Origin of the sequence: Gordoniibacillus kamchatkensis, assembly GCF_000829455.1 — a bacterium.
Classification (GTDB): Bacteria; Bacillota; Bacilli; order Paenibacillales; family NBRC-103111; genus Gordoniibacillus; species Gordoniibacillus kamchatkensis.
Map to the genome: position 1 here is coordinate 93,402 of NZ_JXAK01000011.1, position 16,918 is coordinate 110,319.

The following is a 16,918-nucleotide window of genomic DNA, read 5'->3' on the forward strand; positions in this document are numbered from 1 at the left end:
TCTATACAGGAAAAGGGGACTCGGTAGCATGAACATCCATATTCCGGAGCTGGTCAGCAAGCAAAGACAATATTTTCAAAGCGGACGGACGCTCGATGCGGAGTTCCGGCTCGCCATGCTGCGCAAGCTGCGGGAAGCGCTGCGCGGCGCCGAGCCGAAGCTGCGGCGGGCGCTGCACGCCGACCTTGGCAAAAGCGAAGCCGAGGCGTACATGTCCGAGCTCGGTCCAACGCTAGCCGAACTGTCGCATGCGATCCGCTCGCTGCCGAAATGGGCCAAGCCGCGCAAAGTGCGCACGCCCGTCGCATTAATCGGTTCAAGGGGCTTCATTATGCCGGAGCCGTACGGCTCCGCGCTCATAATCGCGCCCTGGAACTATCCGGTCTTTCTGTCGCTGCCGCCGCTGATCGGCGCCATCGCCGCCGGCAACTGCGCCGTGCTGAAGCCTTCGGAGCTCGCGCCGCATACGTCGCAGGCGCTGCGCGAGCTTATAGGCGGCACGTTCCCGGAATCGTATGTCGCCGTTGTCGAGGGCGAGGCCAACGTCAGTCAAGCGCTGCTGCGGGAGAAATTCGATTACGTCTTCTTCACTGGCAGCACGGCCATCGGAAAGAAGGTGCTGGAAGCGGCGGCAGCCCATTTGACGCCGGCAACGCTCGAGCTCGGCGGCAAAAGCCCGTGCATCGTGCACGGCGATGCCGACATCGGCTTGGCCGCCCGGCGTATAGCTTGGGGCAAGACGCTGAACGCCGGACAGACGTGCGTCGCTCCCGACTACGTGCTCGTGCAGCGCGGCATCAAGCGGCACTTCCTCGACGCGCTGCGCACCGAGGTGGAGCGGCAGTCCCGGAACGCCGCCGGGGATGCTCCGCCGCGCATCGTCAACGAGCGCCATTTGCGCCGGCTGGCCGCCTTGCTGGAAGGACAAGACCAACGGATCGTGTGCGGGGGCCGCTACGACGCGCAGCGGCTATCGTTCGAGCCGACGCTGCTCGATGAACCGGATCCGGCATCGCCGGTCATGCAGGAAGAAATTTTCGGCCCGATTATGCCTGTCCTCGCCTACGACGAGCTGGAGGACGCGCTGCGCTTTGTCCGCGAACGTCCGAAGCCGCTCGCTTTGTACGTATTTACGAGCAGCCGCGGCGTGGAACGCGAGACGCTCGGACGGCTGTCGTTCGGCGGCGGCTGCGTCAACGACACCGTCCTCCATCTGTCGTCGCCGTATTTGCCGTTCGGCGGCGTCGGCGCAAGCGGCATCGGCAGCTACCACGGGCAAGCGAGCTTCGAAACGTTCTCCCATCACAAAAGCGTGCTGCGCCAGACGACCCGCTTCGACTTGCCGTTCCGCTACGCTCCGGGCAAGCGGACGCTGCGGCTGCTCAGGCGATTGTTCAAGTAATTGGAAGCCGCTGCATAACCGAATGGAAACTGCTGCAAACATCCCGTACCGCTATCCCTGTGGTGCAGGATGTTTTTTCACATTCAGGAGATGGTTGCCTCAATTTGCAAAATATAATCCGTATCGATCCATGAAAAAATTCCCATTTTTAACCTAAATATGTTGTAATTTGTGCTAAAATCTGTTTACAACTACAATTTTACGCTGCATCCAGGTGAACGATGAACAAAACCAACTTATCCTTCATATTTGCCCTCTTCCTATCCGCATTGTTTCTGGCAGTATGCTGCTTTACGAAAGCGGAACTGATGTTCATGGCGTGCTCAATGCTGGCCGTCGGCTTCATCAACATTTTGTTTCGGCCGATGATCGGATTTGCCGCTTTGATTGCGTACGTGCTCGGCCTCGGGTTCTATAATATTGCGGCCAATTGGGGCGCAGCCGTTACCCTTTTGACGCAAAAAGACAAGCTGATCGCGCAGGCCGTGTATTCGCTAGCCGCGATCGCCGTTTGGCTGCTGATTTATCGCATCAAGCTTGCGCAGCAAAGCATCCGGGCGCTGGAGCAAGAGGCGGAAACGCTCCGAAAGCTTGAGCCTGCCACCGGCGTGCTGACTTTTGCCGAGTTTATGGAAAGAGCCAAGCTGCTGTACGTAGGCATGAGGCGCCGCAAGGAAAGCGGCTTCTATGTCGTATGCGAACTGCTCGCCAACGACGGCGAAAAACCGTATCAACAGCGTGTTATTTACGAGAAAATGATGTCCGGTTTGCTGGCATCGACGCGGCACAACTACGACCTTGTCGGTAACTACGGGGCATGCCGGGCGATTGTGTTTTTGTCGAATATCGACCGCCGGGGCGTCGACCTTGTGCTGGGTCGCTTCGAGCGAAAAGCGGCCGGGGACAGCAGCTTGTCCCGGAACCTTTTTCGCATTGCCGTACATGATCTTGCTTCTACCGAGTGGGAGCAGTTCGAACAGGCCGTCGTCCCTTTGCGCGGAGGCAAAGCGTCATGACGGTGCTAATCTCCATCGTGTCGGTCAGCTTCTGCGTGCTGCTGCTCTATTACTCGCTTCTTACCGTTGCCGGCGTTTTATTCCGGGCCAAAAAGCCGAAGCCTGTTGCTCTTATCCGTTATCCGAGCGTAGCCGTCCTGATTCCCGCCCACAACGAAGGGGTCGTTGTCGCCGATACGCTGCACGCCATGAGCAAGCTGCAGTATCCGGGGGATGTGCACGTTTATTTGCTCAACGACGGCTCGCAGGACGAAACCGGCGAGATTGCCCAATTTTACGCCGATTCGTTCGCGAACTTCCATCATATCCAGGTGCCGACCGGTACGCCCAGAGGGAAGCCGCGCGTGCTTAACTACGGCATATCGATTAGCGAATCCGAGTACATTGCCGTTTACGACGCGGATAACCAGCCCGAGCCGCAAGCGCTGAAGCTGCTCATGGAAGCTGCCGAAACTACGCCGAAAGCGGTCGGCGCCGTCGGCTACGTGAAAACGATCAACGAAAGCAAAAATGCGCTGACGCGCATGATCGCGCTCGAGTTTTCCGCCTTTCAGCTGCTCATGCAAGCAGGCCGGTGGCACTTGTTTCGCTTAGGCTCGCTGACCGGCACGAACTTGATCGTTCGCCGGGACGCACTGGAGCAAGCGGGCGGTTACGATCCTTACGCGCTTGCGGAGGATGCCGATCTGACGCTCACGTTGACCGATATGGGCGGGCTGCTGCCGATCGTGCCGGAAGCGAGAACATGGGAGCAGGAGCCGGAAACGTTCTTCATTTGGTTGCGGCAAAGAACCCGCTGGATGCAAGGAAATCTGTATCTGATCGGCAAAACGCTGCGCAATCCCCGGCTGCTCGCCGGAAGAAACTGGCTTCATTCGGTCCAGCTCCTTGCCGTTTATATTGGTTTCGTCTTTTTCCTGCTCGTGTCCGACGCTTGGTTCGTTCTCGGCCTATTCGGACGAGCCGACGCAAATTCCGCCGCCCCTTTGCTTATTGTCTGGTTCGAGTCCTGGCTGGTCTACGCCGTGCAGCTCGTCACCGCGCAAATGTCGGACAAACCGATTCGCCCTGCCGATTTGCTCGTATCGTTCTTCATGTACTTTACTTACGCCCAGCTCTGGCTATATTTATTGCTGCGGGGACTGTTCTTCCAGCTGAAACTGAAATGGTTCAAGCGGGAACCGGTGTGGGATAAGACGGAACGGTTCAAGCAGGGGAAAAATATGACGTAAAGCCGCAAAGACCGTTGCCGCCATGATGAAGGCGATCAACGGTCTTTTACGCATGCAGAAAACGATTACGCTTCACCGGCCACATGCGAGGTCGATTGCCGAATCGTCAGCTCGGGACGAAGCACGATCCGCTGCCTGATCGAATCTTTGTTCTGCAAATGGCCGAGGATCAATTTGAAGACGAGCTTGCCCATATGCTCCATCGGCTGGGCAACGGTAGTAAGCGGCGGATCCGTTACCGTAGCCAAAATCGTATCGTCGAAGCCGACGATCGACAAGTCTTCCGGCACGCGGACCCCGGCCTCCTTCGCCGCCTGGATCGCCCCGATAGCGAGCAGGTCGTTGCAGCAAAAAATCGCTGTCGGACGCTCTCCGCCGCGCTGCAGCAGCTCGAGAGCTCCCCGCTTCCCTTCCTCTACCTTGTACTCGCAAATGACGATGCTGTTATCGTCGAACGAGACGCCGACGTCGGCCAGCCCTTGCCGGAACCCGCGAATCCGCTCGCGGCTGCTGCTCACCTTAAGGTTCTCCGACAGCACCGCCAACCGTTTGTGGCCCAAGGAGACCAAATGCTCGGCAGCCAGCACCCCGCCCACAAAATCGTCTGCGACGACCGTATCGACAGCAAGCGAGGAAGCTTCCCGGGCAATCATCGCCAGCGGGACGGACCGGCTCTGCAGCTGGCTCAAGATGTCCATATTGTCGATACCCGTGCCGATAATGATCCCGTCGACGCTCTTCGACTCCAGCAAAGCGATATACCGCTCCACCCGCTCGTCCTTGTTGTCCGTGCTGCAAATGATGACGCTGTAGCCGCTCTGGTGCGCTTCGTCTTCAATGGCGCGGGCAATTTCGGCAAAAAACGGGTTCGAAATGTCCGGTATAAGCAGCCCGAGCGTGAACGTCTTCTTGCCCGTCAAAGCGGAGGCGATAACGCTCGGCTGGTACTGCAGCCGTTCCATAATCTTGAATATTTCTTCGCGTCGTTTCTTGCTGATTTTCCCTTTGCCGTTAATGGCGTTGGATACGGTGGCGATCGAAACGCCGGCTTCTTTCGCAACATCGTAAATGGTTGCTTTCATGTCCGCTCCCCTCGGGCGCACGCAATATATCCATCATTATGCCCGGATCGGGCACGGGAAGCAACTGCTGCAGCGCGATTACTCGGACTTCGGCCGGTTCATGATCCAGCTATGGTCCGGGTCGTTATGGAATTTCCACGTGCGATGCGGACCCGCCATGACGTTCAAATAGTAGACGTCGTACCCGGGCGGCGCCGCTACCGGATGATAGCCGCGCGGCACGAGAGTCGTTTCCCCGTCCTTCACCACGAGCGTTTCGTCGAGCGACCGGTCGTCCGTATAGATGCGCTGCACGGCAAAGCCCTGCTCCGGCTGCACCCGGAAATAGTACGTCTCCTCCAGCAGCGACTCGTCGGGCAGCGCATCGCGGTCGTGCTTGTGCGGCGGATAGCTCGACCAGTGGCCGTTCGGCGTAAACACCTCAACGACTAGCAGACTGTCCGCCGGCTCCTGCTCAGGCAAAATGTTATGGATTTGGCGCTCGATATTGCCATAGCCGCGCATCTCGAAGCCGACCTGTTCGGGGGCGATGAGCCGGGCCGGGTGATTGCCGCGGCCCGGCGCCTTGCACACGGCGACTTCGAGCGCGGTGAGGGCGCGGATTTCATACCGGTCGGCGTTCGGAACGTAGACGGAGTACGGCGGCGTTTTCTCGAACACGCTCATGCGCTGTCCGATCCCTTGCCACAATTCGCTCTTTGTGGCGACGTCGGCGCGGCCGCTGAGGAGAACGAGACATACTTCCCGGTCGCCGGTTTCCCGGCTGACGGTTTGTCCTTCCGTCATCCGCAGCACTTCAAATCCGACGTACGTCCAGCCCGCCGACTCCGGCGTGACGGACAGCACCGTGCCGTCCGCCCCGGGCTGCCGTTCTGAGGTTACGATATATGGCGACATGCTCTGAAACCTCCTTTACGTTAGGCTTATTGCGCCATTTGAGCGCGAAGATCATGAAGCTCGCTTATTTTTACCGGACGTCCGAGCCGAAGCGACAGCTTCGCCGCCAGCGCGATGCGCTCCGCCTGCAGGCCGTCGTAGCCGTCGACGGGAAGCGGCGTTCCGTTCGCCAGGCTGTCCAGGAACATGCGCGTTTCGTCCAAATAAGCTTCCGTGTAGCGCTCGAGGAAAAAGTGCAGCGGCTTGTCGCTGGCGATGCCGTCCGCCGTGCTGACGACCGCCGTGTTCGGGAAATCGTTGGCGACGGCGACCGAGCCTTTGGAGCCGAATACTTCCACGCGCTGATCGTAGCCGTATACCGCCTTGCGGCTGTTGTCGATAACGCCGAGCGCCCCGTTCTCGAACTTGAGCGTCGTAATCGCCGTATCGACGTCGCCGTACTCGGCGAAAGCCGAATCGACGAGGACGCTGCCCTGGGCGTACACTTCCGTCACTTCGCTGCCGGACAAATAGCGCGCCATGTCGAAGTCGTGAATCGCCATGTCCATGAACAGGCCGCCGGATACTTTGATGTACTCTTTCGGCGGCGGGCTCGGGTCGCGCGACGTAATTTTCACGATGTGGGGTTCCCCGATCGTTCCGCCGAGCACGTGCTCCCGCACCCGTTTGAAATTGTGGTCGAAGCGGCGGTTAAAGCCGATTTGCAGCTTGACGCCCGCCTTGCGGACCGCTTCGATCGCTTCCTCCGTTTGCCCGATGTCCATGCTGATCGGCTTTTCGCAAAAAATATGCTTCCCCGCTTGCGCAGCCTGCTTGATGAGCGGCACGTGCGTGTCGGTCGAGGAGCAGATATAAAGAGCGTCGATGCCCGGATGGTTCACCAGGTCGCCGCTGTCCTTCGTCAGGAGGCCGATGCCCCGCTCCGCCGCCCAAGCTTCCAGCTCGGGGCCTGCGAACAAGTCGCTGACGCCGACGATTTCCGCGTTCGCAAAGCGCCGCAAATTGTCCGCGTGAATTTTGCCGATGCGTCCGGCGCCGATAATGCCGATTCTGATTTTGCTCATTGACCGCTACCTCCCGCTTTGCCGGTACTGCCGAATAGACGTATTTTGGATTTGACCGAAGCTTTGATCGCTTCCCGCGCCGGAATCAAGTAGTTTCGCGGATCGTAGGCCTCGGGATGCTCGTTTAAATAAGTGCGTATTGCTGCCGTGCAAGCCATCTGATTGTCCGTATTCACGTTGACTTTGGCCGTGCCGAGCGCGATTGCCTGGCGGATTTCCTCGTCGGGCAGCCCGCTGCCGCCGTGCAGCACGAGCGGCAGCGCCGTCAGCCGCTGAATTTCGCCCATCCGCTCGAAACCGAGCTTCGGCTGGCCCCGGTACGGCCCGTGCACGGAGCCGAGCGCCGGAGCGAGGCAGTCGATGCCCGTCTCCCGCACGAGCCTCACGCAATCCTCGGGCACGGCGTACATCGCTTCCGCTTCGTCGACGACGAGATCGTCCTCTCTGCCCGTAATGCGGCCGAGCTCCGCCTCCACCGAGGCGCCGAGCGCGTGCGCCGCTTCCGTGACCCGCTTCGTCAGGCCGATATTCTCCTCGAGCGGATGGTGCGAGGCGTCGATCATGACCGACGTAAAGCCGGCGTGCAGCGCTTTGAGGCATACTTCGTAGCTCGAGCCGTGGTCGAGGTGAAGCGCGACCGGAACCGTCACGCCGTAATGGTCGATCAGCGCCTTCACCATCCCGGCGATGCAGGGCAGCCCGCCCATGTACGGGATATACGCTTCGCTGACGCCGAGAATGACGGGAGTCTTCTCCTCCTGGGCCGCCTGCAAAATCGCTTGCGTAAATTCCAGATTGTTCAAGTTGAACTGGCCGACGGCATAGCCGCCTTCAAGCGCACCCTGCAGCATGTTTGTCATGGAAACAAGAGCCATAGCTGTTAGCAACCTCCGATTGTCCGATTTCAGTGCGCTGCGCCTTGCTGCTTACCAGCGGACCGTCACCATTTTTTTGCGGGTGTAAAACTCTACCCCATCGGTGCCGTTGGCGTGCAGATCGCCATAGAACGACTTTTTCCAGCCGGAGAACGGGAAAAACGCCATCGGTGCCGGAACGCCGAGGTTGACGCCGAGCATGCCGGCATCGATCGTTTCGCGGAATTGGCGCATATGGGCGCCGCTCTTCGTAAACAGGCAAGCGCCGTTCGCGAACTCCGAGCGGTTGGCCAGCGCAATCGCTTCTTCCAGCGTGCCTGCCCGCACGATCGACAGCACGGGAGCGAAAATTTCGTCTTCCCAAATTTTCATCCCGCACTCCACTTGATCGAACAGCGTCGGGCCGACGAAATAGCCTTTCCCGTCGGAAGCGGCGTCCTTGCGCCCGTCGCGGATGAGCAGCGCCCCTTCCTTCTCGCCGATGTCGATGTACTTCAGCGTGCGCTCCTTATGCGGGCCGCGGATAACCGGGCCGAGGAAAACGCCTTCCTCCAGACCGTTGCCGATTGTGATTTTGTCCGCGGCTTCTTTCAATTTGCTTACGAGCGCGTCGCCGACGTCGCCGACGGCAACGACGACGGAGCACGCCATGCAGCGCTCGCCTGCCGAGCCGAAAGCGGCGTTGACGATTTCTTTCACGGCCAGGTCGAGATCGGCATCCGGCATGACGATCGAGTGGTTTTTCGCGCCGGCCAGCGCCTGCACCCGTTTGCCGTGGGCGGACGCGGTTTTGTACACGTACTCGGCGACCGGCTGCGAGCCTACGAACGATACCGCGCGAATGTCCGGATGCTCCAAAATGCCGTTCACGACGTCATGCGCGCCGTGCACGATATTGAACACGCCGTCCGGCAGCCCGGCTTCGCGGAACAGCTCGGCCAGGCGGCCGGCGAGCAGCGGCGTGCGCTCCGACGGCTTCAGCACGAACGTGTTGCCGCAGGCGATCGCCAGCGGGAACATCCAGCACGGGACCATCATCGGGAAGTTGAACGGAGTAATGCCTCCGACGACGCCGACCGGGTAGCGGTACATGCCGGATTCGAGGTTCGTCGCAATGTCCGGCAGCTGCTTGCCCATCATCAGGTTGGGGGCACCGGCCGCAAATTCGACGCACTCGATGCCGCGCTGCACTTCGCCGTATGCTTCGCTGTAGCTTTTGCCGTTTTCGATCGTGACCAGCTTGGCGAGCTCCTCCCAATTGTCGACGAGAAGCTGCTGGTATTTGAACAAAATGCGGGCCCGGCGCGGAACCGGCGTGCGGCTCCATGTCTGGAACGCTTCTTTCGCCGTTTGTACGGCCAGGCCTACGTCTTCTTTCGTCGAAAACGGCACGTAGGCGAGCACTTCCTCCGTTGCCGGATTGTATACAGGCTCCGTTTGCTGAGCTTTGGACTCGACCCACTGTCCGCCGATCCAATTTTTCAATACTTGTGTCATTGCGCGAGCTCCTTTCGTTAGTAGGCGGTTCTGTTCCGCAGCCGATGCCGGATGGTTGACCGGGAAGCCGCGGCCGCGTTAAACGGTAATTTCCCCTCTGTTGCAGCGCTCGATGTAGTCGTCGACTTGCGCCGCCGTCGGCATCGCGTCGGAGCAGCTGTGGCTGGAGATGACGATGCACGCCGCAGCGCTGCCGTATTCCATGCTCCGCTCGAGCGTCCAGCCTTCCATGACGCCGTGCAGGAAACCGGCGGCGTACGAGTCGCCGGCGCCGAACGTTTTGACGACTTTGGCCGGGAACGTCTTGGCGCGGTGCTCCGCGCCGTCTTTCGTGTAGGCGATGGAGCCGTCCTTGCCGTGCTTGATGATGACGATTTTGGCCGAGTGGTCGAACCATTTGGACGCCGTCACCCTGTCGCTGTGATCCGGATTGTGCTCGAACCGTTCCATCATATCGAACTCTTCGCGCGTGCCGAGAATGATGTCGCATTTTTCCGCGGCCAGGTTGTAGTAGACGGCGGTTTCTTCAGCAGAAGTCCACGTATAAGGGCGGTAGTCGAGATCGAACACGACGACGGTGCCGTGCTTTTTGGCATATTGCAGCGCCTGGAAAACGGCTTCGCGCGACGGGCTCTTGGCGAGCGCCGTGCCGGAAATGAGCAGCGCTTTGGAGCTCGCGACCAGCTCCTCCTGCACTTCGCCGGCTTCGAGCTTCAAATCGGCGACGTTGTCGCGGTACATGAGAATGCTGCAGTCGGTCGGGCTTTTGATTTCGGTGAACGCAAGCCCGGTCACGGCGCCGGTGCGGTCCGTCACGACGCCCCGAGTATCGATGCCGCCCGCGGTCAAATATTCCTGGATGAACCGCCCCATCTGGTCGTTCGCGATTTTGCCGATGAAAGCCGTTTTTTGCCGAGGCGGGACATGCCGATCGTGATGTTGGCGGGAGAGCCGCGACGTATTTCGTGAACGTGCGCGTCTGTTCCATCGGCCGGTTGATTTCGTTGGCGTTCAAATCGATGCACAGTCTGCCGATAGCCGTAAAATCAAAGCTTCGGTTCGCCGGAAACGCAATGTAAGACATAGCTTCATTCCCCCGCTTTCGCCGGAATCAGCGATTGTAAATGGTCGAGCGCTTTGGCCGCATATTCGTAAGCCGGATGCTCCGCCGGGTCCTGCTCGCCTTCGAGCATCGCCCAGCCGTTATAACCGCGCTGCACGAGCTCTGCAACGATCGGCTTAAAGTCGATGACGCCGTCGCCCGGAACGGTGAACACGCCTTTGCGGATGCAGGTGATGAAATCGGCCCCTTCGCGGCGAGCTTCCTCCAGCACCGGCAGGCGGACGTCCTTCAGGTGGATGTAAGCGATGCGGCCGTAATGCTTGCGCAGCACGGCGAGCGGGTCCGCGCCGCCATAGTACGCGTGCCCCGTATCGTACAGCAAATAGACGAGATTCGGGTCGGTTAGCTCCATCAGCCGGTCGATTTCCTCCGGCCGTTCGACGGCGGTACCGCCGTGGTGATGATACGTGAGCTTGAGCCCATACTGCTTGGCGATGGCGCCGGCTGCGTTCAGCCCTTCCGCCAGGCTGGCCCAGCCCGCGTCGTCAAGGCGCAGCACTTCTTTTTCGTGCGGCGTGCGGCGCGGATCGAAATGGAGCGAGCCCCCCACCTCGCACGTGCTGATGACGGATGCGCCCATTTCATGCAAAAACTCCGCGTGCTTGCGGTACGCCTCAAGCTCCGCGTCGCGGTACGACGGATCGGAGAACAGCACCGATTTCCACCACGACACAAGCTGAAGCCCCCGCTTCGCCAGCTCGCGCTTCAGCTCGGCCGGATCGGTCGGATATTTGCGGCCCATCTCGGTGCCGCCGAGGCCAAGCGCCTGCATGTCGTCCATAATCTGCTCGTACGTCGTGTCGGCGCCGTGCTCTTTCACGTCTTCCCCGACCCAGTTGATCGGGTGCGCCCCTAGCCGGAACGGCAAGTTCAACATCGGTACAACCTTCCTCTCGCGCGGTAAATTAGTACGGCCTTGCCGTTTGCAGCTTGTTTTTGAGAGCTTGGTTCGCCGCAAGCACTTTGTCGCTGACGGACACTTCAGGCACCCCGACGTTCCACCACGATTCGTAGCCGTCCGTATTCGTGCCCGGCACGACCGAAATTTCGATCAGTGTCGTGACCGACTCCCGCTTCGCCTCGCGCAGCGCCTCCCGCAGCTCCTCGGCCGTCGCCGCCTTGTAAGCTTTGGCGCCGAGACTGCGCGCATGAGCGGCAAAATCGATCGGCATGTAGCTGCCGGTCAGCCGGCCCGTCGTCTGCTCGCGGTAGCGGAACTCGTTGCCGAACCCGTCGCTGCCGTGGCCTCGCTGCAAATTGTGAATGCACTGGAAACCGTGGTTGTCGAACAGCAGCACGGTGATTTTGCGGCCTTCCTGCAAGCTCGTCACCAGATCGGAATGAAGCATCAAATAGCTGCCGTCGCCGACAACGGCGTACACGTCGCGGTGCGGATCGGCCAGCGCCGCTCCGAACGCGCCGCTCACCTCGTAGCCCATGCAGGAAAAGCCGTATTCCATATGGTACGTCTTCGGCTCCGCCGGTCTCCACAGCCGGTGCAGGTCGCCCGGCAGGCTGCCGGCCGCGCACACGACGACGTCGCTCGGAGCGAGCGACTCCTGGATGACGCCGAGCGCCCGGGTTTGCGCCAGGCCTTCCGCGCACTCCAGCCCGTACAGCCGGTCGACCTCGGCGTCCCACCGCGCTTTCAGCGCAGCGATCTCGCCGTCCGCATACCCGCTCCGGTATTGCCGCGCCGCCAGCGCCCCGCGCAGCGCCTCAAGGCCGGCCTTGGCGTCGCAAGTGAGCGCTGCGCCGCTCAGCTTCGCGGAATCGAAGCCGCTAACGTTAAGGTTCACGAAGGCGACGTCCGGGCCTGCGAAAGCCGTCTTGGAAGACGTCGTAAAGTCGGAATAGCGCGTCCCGACGCCGATGATCAGATCCGCATCCTTGGCGATCAAATTCGCGGCAAGCGCCCCCGTAACCCCGACGGCTCCGACGTTCAGCGCGTGGTTCCAGGGCAGCGAGCTTTTGCCCGCCTGCGTCTCCGCTACCGGGATGCCGAACGCTTCGGCGAATTGCCGCAGCTCCTCGGTCGCCTCGGCGTACAGCACGCCGCCTCCGGCGATCAGCAGCGGCTTCCGTTTGCCTGCGATCAGCTCCGCAGCCCGCTCCAGCGCGCTCGGCGCCGGCGGCTTGCGGTCGACGTAATGCACTCTCTTGGCGAAAAACTCCTCGGGGTAATCGTAAGCTTCGGCCTGCACGTCCTGCGGCAGAGCCAGCGTCACTGCGCCCGTCTCCGCCGGGTCCGTCAGCACGCGCATCGCTTGCAGCGCCGCAGACATGAGCTGCTCCGGCCGCACGATCCGGTCCCAATATTTGCTGACCGGCTTGAACGGATCTGTCGCCGATACGGTGTAATCGCCCGGCACTTCGAGCTGCTGCAGCACCGGGTCAGGCTGCCGGGACGCGAAGTTGTCGCCGGGCAAGAGCAGCACCGGAATGCGGTTGACCGTCGCCGTCGCCGCCGCCGTCACCATGTTCAGCGCACCAGGGCCGATGGACGTCGTGCAGGCGAAAATTTGCTTGCGATTCTTCTGTTTGGCGAAAGCGGTTGCAGCGTGGACCATGCCCTGCTCGTTTTTGCCCTGCAAATAAACGAGAGAGCCGGCACTGCGCTCCAGCGCCTCGCCGAGCCCCGTCACGTTGCCGTGACCGAAAATGCCGAAGACGCCGCGAACGAACTTCGTCTCGACTCCGTCGACGCATATGTACTGCTGATCCAAAAACTTGAGCAAAGCTTGGGCCATCGTTAAACGGATCGTACTCATCGGAATCCTCCAACAGACAGATTAAGCGCTTTACTTCAAACGTGTCATTCGCAGCTTTTTTTACAAATGTTTGTTTTTCGAGCCTATCCGACAAAATAATAAACTGTGTCTTCCGATCGGACGGCATCACATGCAACGGTATTGTGTCCGGGTTTGGGTTAAGCGCTTATCCTTATCTTACACGCTTACAATTCCAGTGGCAACACTTTTTTCGCGGGCAGAGCAAGTGCAAAACTGCCGCTCCCGCAAAAAAACAAAAGAAGCCGCCACGGCAGCCCCTTGCCAATAACTTCACATGTTAAACTATTGACCCAAAAAACGGCAACTAAGGCAGTGCAACTCGCTCATTACGAAGCATCGGCATGCGCCGCGTCCGGTTTTCGCTGAATGATTTTCCTTGACACCATGCGTCCCACAACGAATGCAATTGCAAGCAGGACTGTAATCATACCTATTACACCGCTCCAGCCATAGGCGCTCCAAAACAGCCCTCCTACCGCTCCGGCGACGCTTGAACCTGAATAGTAGAACAATAAATATAAGGACGATGCCTGAGCGCGATATGCAGGAGCCAGCTGACCAACCCAGCCGCTTGCAATGGAATGGGCGCCGAAAAAACCGAAGGTGAAGATGGCGAGACCGGCAATCTTTATAAACAGTGGAACAAACAATGTCGTCAGACAGCCGGCAAGCCCGATCGCAATCGCAATTTGCATTGCTTTTGACCGTCCGATGGAATCCGCTAGTTTCCCCATCCAGGCTGAGCTGAAGGTCCCCGCCAAATAGACGATAAAAATAAACCCGACGAGCGTCTGGCTAAGCCCATAAGGAGAACCCATAAGAAGATAGGTTACGTAGTTATACATCGTGACAAACCCGCCCACCAGCAAAAAACCAAGCGTGTAAACGCCGATAAGCGCTTTGTTGTTGAACGCCATACCCAGTCTCGCAAAAATTTCCGCAACGCCGATCTGCTTTCGTGCAAAATTCCTAGGCGGCGGCAACGAAAACCAGAACCATAAAGCAATACCCAAACTTAGCAAACCGATAATAAAGATCCCTGCCTGCCAGGAGAACACGTCCGATAGCGCGCCAATTACGATGCGCCCCATCATGCCGCCTACCGATGTACCGCTCACATAAAGCCCCATTGCGCGTCCGATCTCACGCGGATGAAACTCTTCATTTACATAAGCCATTGCAATCGAAGGAAATCCGGCAATCGTAACCCCCTGTACGATGCGTAACACAAGCAGCATTGTAAAATTGGGCGAAATCGCGATGATGATAGAAATTATCGCGGAAACAAAGAGAGATACGCTCATCAACCGCTTGCGTCCCAAGTTATCGGACACTCCCGAGATCCAAAGCAGCGATATAGCCAAAGCCGCCGTCGCAACGGAAAGCGACAAACTGGATACCGCAGGCGCCACGTGAAAATGTCTGGACAGTTCCGGCATGAGAGGCTGCGTTTCATAAAGCTCTGCAAACGTTACGAAAGCTCCCCCAAACAGCGCCATCGTAGCGCGAACGAACTCGGGTTGTCCTCGTTGAATGAAAGTCATGGTTGAGACTCCTTTACGCAGCGGATCACATCACTCCCCTATACTATAATGGACAAATCATGATGTAAAATGTATTATATTTATACTTTTGATGCATTTATGTAATAAGAACGGGGGCTTCTACATGGAGTGGCAGCAGCTTGAGTATTTTCAGACTTTGGCACGCATGCAGCACGTGACGCATGCTGCCGAGTCGCTATGCATTTCGCAGCCGGCTCTCAGCCGTTCCATTGCCCGGTTGGAAGAAGAACTGGGCGTCCCATTGTTTGACCGCCAAGGACGTTCCATTAAGCTAAACCGATATGGAGAGCTCTTTTTTAAACGCGTGGACCGCATATTGATGGAATTTAAAGTTGGAAAGCAAGAGCTTCACGACTTGGTCCATCCGGAATATGGCGAGGTGGCATTAGGCTTTCTGCACACGCTGAGCACCGGCTTGATTCCCGATTTAATCGGCGCTTTCCGGACTCAATGTCCGAAGATCGGGTTTCAACTGAGCCAAAATCACAGCTACGCACTGCTCGAGCAACTGCATGCAGGCCAGTTGGACATTTGCCTGATCGCCGAACCGGCTGAAACAAAAATTCCTATCCAATGGATCCCGCTCTGGAGCGAAGAAATTTTTGTTACCTTGCCGCTGGGGCATCGTTTGGCAGGCGCCGAAACGATTGAATTGGACGCAATTGCGGAGGAGTCGTTTATCTTTTTGAAGAAGGGGTATGCGCTCCGCGAAATGACCGACCGGTTATTCCAGCAAAAAGGAATGGATCCGAAAGTGACATTCGAAGGCGAGGAAGTCGCCACCGCCGCAGGGCTCGTCTCCGCCGGGCTAGGCGTCTCGCTGCTCCCCGAGGCCGGATTCGACAAGCGCAAAATTGTACAGATCCGCCTTCGCGAACCCAAATGCCGACGTGTCATCGGACTTGCGCTGATTGAAGGGCGGTATTTGCCGCCGGTTGCGTCGCGCTTTCAGCAGTTTGTGATCGAGCATTTTGGCAAAACGAAACCGGTTTGAGGGCTAAGGTTGTCTCCGTTTCAACGAAGCCGCCCGGTAACGCAGCGAGGCTGCCGATCGCGGCAGCCTCGTGGCGTATCGTTTGCGCGTCAAAGCGACGACTTCTCCTCGGCCCGTACATTGCCGGATAGCAACGCCATTTTTGGCGTTTTGAGCAGAAGCGCCACCAGCAGCAGCATGCAGCCGTTAACGGCAAACACAAGCGTAATGGAAAACTGAGCCGCCAAAGCGCCGCCGACGAGCGGTCCGAGCAAAAGCCCGAGCTGGTTGGCGGTCTGATTCAGGCTGAATGCGCGGCTGCGAAAGTCCGGAGCCGTATGCATGGCGATATAGGCGTTGAGCGCCGGGAACACCGCGGCGAAAAAAAGCCCGTAGCCGAACCGCAATAAGCCGAAGCCGATGACGTTATGGAACAAAATTTGCAGCAAATTGCCGAGACCGCCGCCGAGCAGGCCGATGAACAGCACCTTCTCGTAGCCGATCTTCGGGCCGATTTTCCCCCACCTCGGGGCTGCTATCAGCGTGGCGATGCCGACCGCGGAAAAAATGACGCCGGCTTTAAGCGAAGCCGAGCTCTGATCCACCCCCAGCTTCAGCACATAGATCGTGATCAGCGGCTCCAAAATCATAATCGAGGTTGACGTCACGAACACGATGAACAGCGCTGACATCAAGCTGCGGTTTGCCGCCGCCGCTTTCAAGTCCTGGACGACGGAAGAGCGCTTCGCTCCCGATTTTTGGAAGGACGGCTCTCGGACCCAGAGCAGGGCGATCACGAAGGCCACCAGCACCATCGCTCCGGCGAAGGCAAAAGTTTCGCGAGGCCCGATAAAATGGCTCACGACCCCGCCGGCTAACGGTCCGATAACGGATGCCGCAGCGTTCGACGTGGACATGATGCCTAGTGCGTAACCGACTTGTTTTTCCGGCGTGTTGGTAGCCACGATGGCGATAGCCGACGGGATATATCCCGCGAGCAGCCCCTCCAGCATTCGCGCGGCGAACAGCTCGTAAGGATTTTGGACGATAAAGTACAAAAAATAAGCGCCCGCAAGGCAAATGCCGGCGCGCAGCATCATCGGCTTCCGGCCGTACTTGTCGGCCAGCGAGCCCCAGAACGGCGCGATGAGCGAGCTGGTAAGAAAAGTTATGGCGAATATCGTTCCGGTCCACACCTCGAGATGGTCGTTCACGCCCAAGTCGTTTTGCAGAAAAATGGACATGAACGGGATGGAGACCGAATACGCCATACTCACCAAGAAGCAGCCGATCCATAGTACTACCAAATTGCGTTTCCATGAATATGCCATGTTGACAGCAGCTCCTTTACAGCACTACATCGTATCATATCACCGACCGATGCGGATTCCCGATAAAGG

13 protein-coding genes and 1 pseudogene are annotated in these 16,918 nt (G+C 58.7%); 4 read left to right on the forward strand and 10 right to left on the reverse strand.

Going from position 1 to position 16,918, the window contains the following annotated elements:
- The first annotated feature begins 28 nt into the window (after positions 1–28).
- The 3 genes from SD70_RS08460 to SD70_RS08470 all read left to right on the forward strand — a co-directional run bounded on the left by SD70_RS08460 (position 29) and on the right by SD70_RS08470 (position 3,650).
- Positions 29–1,402, forward strand: coding sequence for an aldehyde dehydrogenase (locus SD70_RS08460; RefSeq protein ID WP_041047157.1), 1,374 nt, complete (start codon positions 29–31; stop codon positions 1,400–1,402).
- A 221-nt stretch (positions 1,403–1,623) separates the two neighbouring features.
- Entirely contained in the window at positions 1,624–2,418 is a 795-nt protein-coding gene (locus SD70_RS08465) for a hypothetical protein (protein WP_041047158.1), read from the forward strand.
- Complete coding sequence (locus tag SD70_RS08470; protein ID WP_041047159.1) at positions 2,415–3,650, forward strand: glycosyltransferase family 2 protein; 1,236 nt, start codon at positions 2,415–2,417, stop codon at positions 3,648–3,650. Before SD70_RS08465 ends, SD70_RS08470 begins: the two co-directional genes overlap by 4 nt.
- A gap of 65 nt (positions 3,651–3,715) precedes the next feature.
- Here the strand turns inward: SD70_RS08470 and SD70_RS08475 are convergent, their stop codons facing one another.
- The 9 genes and pseudogenes from SD70_RS08475 to SD70_RS08515 all read right to left on the reverse strand — a co-directional run bounded on the left by SD70_RS08475 (position 3,716) and on the right by SD70_RS08515 (position 14,524).
- Entirely contained in the window at positions 3,716–4,732 is a 1,017-nt protein-coding gene (locus tag SD70_RS08475) for a LacI family DNA-binding transcriptional regulator (protein ID WP_041047160.1), read from the reverse strand.
- A 78-nt stretch (positions 4,733–4,810) separates the two neighbouring features.
- Complete coding sequence (gene iolB / locus SD70_RS08480) at positions 4,811–5,629, reverse strand: 5-deoxy-glucuronate isomerase (RefSeq protein WP_041047161.1); 819 nt, start codon at positions 5,627–5,629, stop codon at positions 4,811–4,813.
- Between the two features lie 26 nt (positions 5,630–5,655).
- The gene (gene iolG, locus SD70_RS08485; RefSeq protein WP_041047162.1) at positions 5,656–6,693 is read right to left on the reverse strand and encodes an inositol 2-dehydrogenase; all 1,038 of its coding nucleotides are present in this window, start codon (positions 6,691–6,693) and stop codon (positions 5,656–5,658) included.
- Positions 6,690–7,568 carry a class II fructose-1,6-bisphosphate aldolase gene (gene fba / locus SD70_RS08490; protein WP_041047163.1) on the reverse strand — a complete coding sequence of 293 codons (879 nt, stop codon included), beginning with the start codon at positions 7,566–7,568 and terminating at the stop codon, positions 6,690–6,692. Before fba ends, iolG begins: the two co-directional genes overlap by 4 nt.
- Before the next feature lie 51 nt (positions 7,569–7,619).
- On the reverse strand, positions 7,620–9,065 hold the full coding sequence (locus SD70_RS08495) for a CoA-acylating methylmalonate-semialdehyde dehydrogenase (RefSeq protein ID WP_041047164.1): 1,446 nt from the start codon (positions 9,063–9,065) through the stop codon (positions 7,620–7,622).
- A gap of 78 nt (positions 9,066–9,143) precedes the next feature.
- Positions 9,144–10,149, reverse strand: a pseudogene (iolC, locus tag SD70_RS08500) (5-dehydro-2-deoxygluconokinase).
- Between the two features lie 4 nt (positions 10,150–10,153).
- Positions 10,154–11,065, reverse strand: coding sequence for a myo-inosose-2 dehydratase (gene iolE / locus SD70_RS08505; RefSeq protein WP_041047165.1), 912 nt, complete (start codon positions 11,063–11,065; stop codon positions 10,154–10,156).
- A gap of 28 nt (positions 11,066–11,093) precedes the next feature.
- Positions 11,094–12,959, reverse strand: coding sequence for a 3D-(3,5/4)-trihydroxycyclohexane-1,2-dione acylhydrolase (decyclizing) (gene iolD / locus SD70_RS08510; protein WP_041047166.1), 1,866 nt, complete (start codon positions 12,957–12,959; stop codon positions 11,094–11,096).
- Between the two features lie 347 nt (positions 12,960–13,306).
- Positions 13,307–14,524 (reverse strand): MFS transporter, encoded by a 1,218-nt coding sequence (locus SD70_RS08515; protein ID WP_041047168.1) that lies wholly within the window; start codon positions 14,522–14,524, stop codon positions 13,307–13,309.
- A 124-nt stretch (positions 14,525–14,648) separates the two neighbouring features.
- Here SD70_RS08515 and SD70_RS08520 point away from each other — a divergent pair, with 124 nt between their 5' ends.
- Positions 14,649–15,539, forward strand: coding sequence for a LysR family transcriptional regulator (locus SD70_RS08520; protein WP_041047169.1), 891 nt, complete (start codon positions 14,649–14,651; stop codon positions 15,537–15,539).
- Positions 15,540–15,628: 89 nt separating this feature from the next.
- Here SD70_RS08520 and SD70_RS08525 read toward each other — a convergent pair whose 3' ends face one another.
- A complete protein-coding gene (locus SD70_RS08525; protein ID WP_041047170.1) occupies positions 15,629–16,849 on the reverse strand; it encodes an MFS transporter in 1,221 nt (406 codons plus the stop codon).
- Positions 16,850–16,918: the final 69 nt, after the last annotated feature.

Bases quoted from the DNA above. Each gene is read 5' to 3' on its own strand.
- SD70_RS08460 (WP_041047157.1), top strand. From the start codon at position 29: ATGAACATCCATATTCCGGAGCTGGTCAGCAAGCAAAGACAATATTTT.
- SD70_RS08465 (WP_041047158.1), top strand. From the start codon at position 1,624: ATGAACAAAACCAACTTATCCTTCATATTTGCCCTCTTCCTATCCGCA.
- SD70_RS08470 (WP_041047159.1), top strand. From the start codon at position 2,415: ATGACGGTGCTAATCTCCATCGTGTCGGTCAGCTTCTGCGTGCTGCTG.
- SD70_RS08475 (WP_041047160.1), bottom strand. From the start codon at position 4,732: ATGAAAGCAACCATTTACGATGTTGCGAAAGAAGCCGGCGTTTCGATC.
- iolB (WP_041047161.1), bottom strand. From the start codon at position 5,629: ATGTCGCCATATATCGTAACCTCAGAACGGCAGCCCGGGGCGGACGGC.
- iolG (WP_041047162.1), bottom strand. From the start codon at position 6,693: ATGAGCAAAATCAGAATCGGCATTATCGGCGCCGGACGCATCGGCAAA.
- fba (WP_041047163.1), bottom strand. From the start codon at position 7,568: ATGGCTCTTGTTTCCATGACAAACATGCTGCAGGGTGCGCTTGAAGGC.
- SD70_RS08495 (WP_041047164.1), bottom strand. From the start codon at position 9,065: ATGACACAAGTATTGAAAAATTGGATCGGCGGACAGTGGGTCGAGTCC.
- iolE (WP_041047165.1), bottom strand. From the start codon at position 11,065: ATGTTGAACTTGCCGTTCCGGCTAGGGGCGCACCCGATCAACTGGGTC.
- iolD (WP_041047166.1), bottom strand. From the start codon at position 12,959: ATGAGTACGATCCGTTTAACGATGGCCCAAGCTTTGCTCAAGTTTTTG.
- SD70_RS08515 (WP_041047168.1), bottom strand. From the start codon at position 14,524: ATGACTTTCATTCAACGAGGACAACCCGAGTTCGTTCGCGCTACGATG.
- SD70_RS08520 (WP_041047169.1), top strand. From the start codon at position 14,649: ATGGAGTGGCAGCAGCTTGAGTATTTTCAGACTTTGGCACGCATGCAG.
- SD70_RS08525 (WP_041047170.1), bottom strand. From the start codon at position 16,849: ATGGCATATTCATGGAAACGCAATTTGGTAGTACTATGGATCGGCTGC.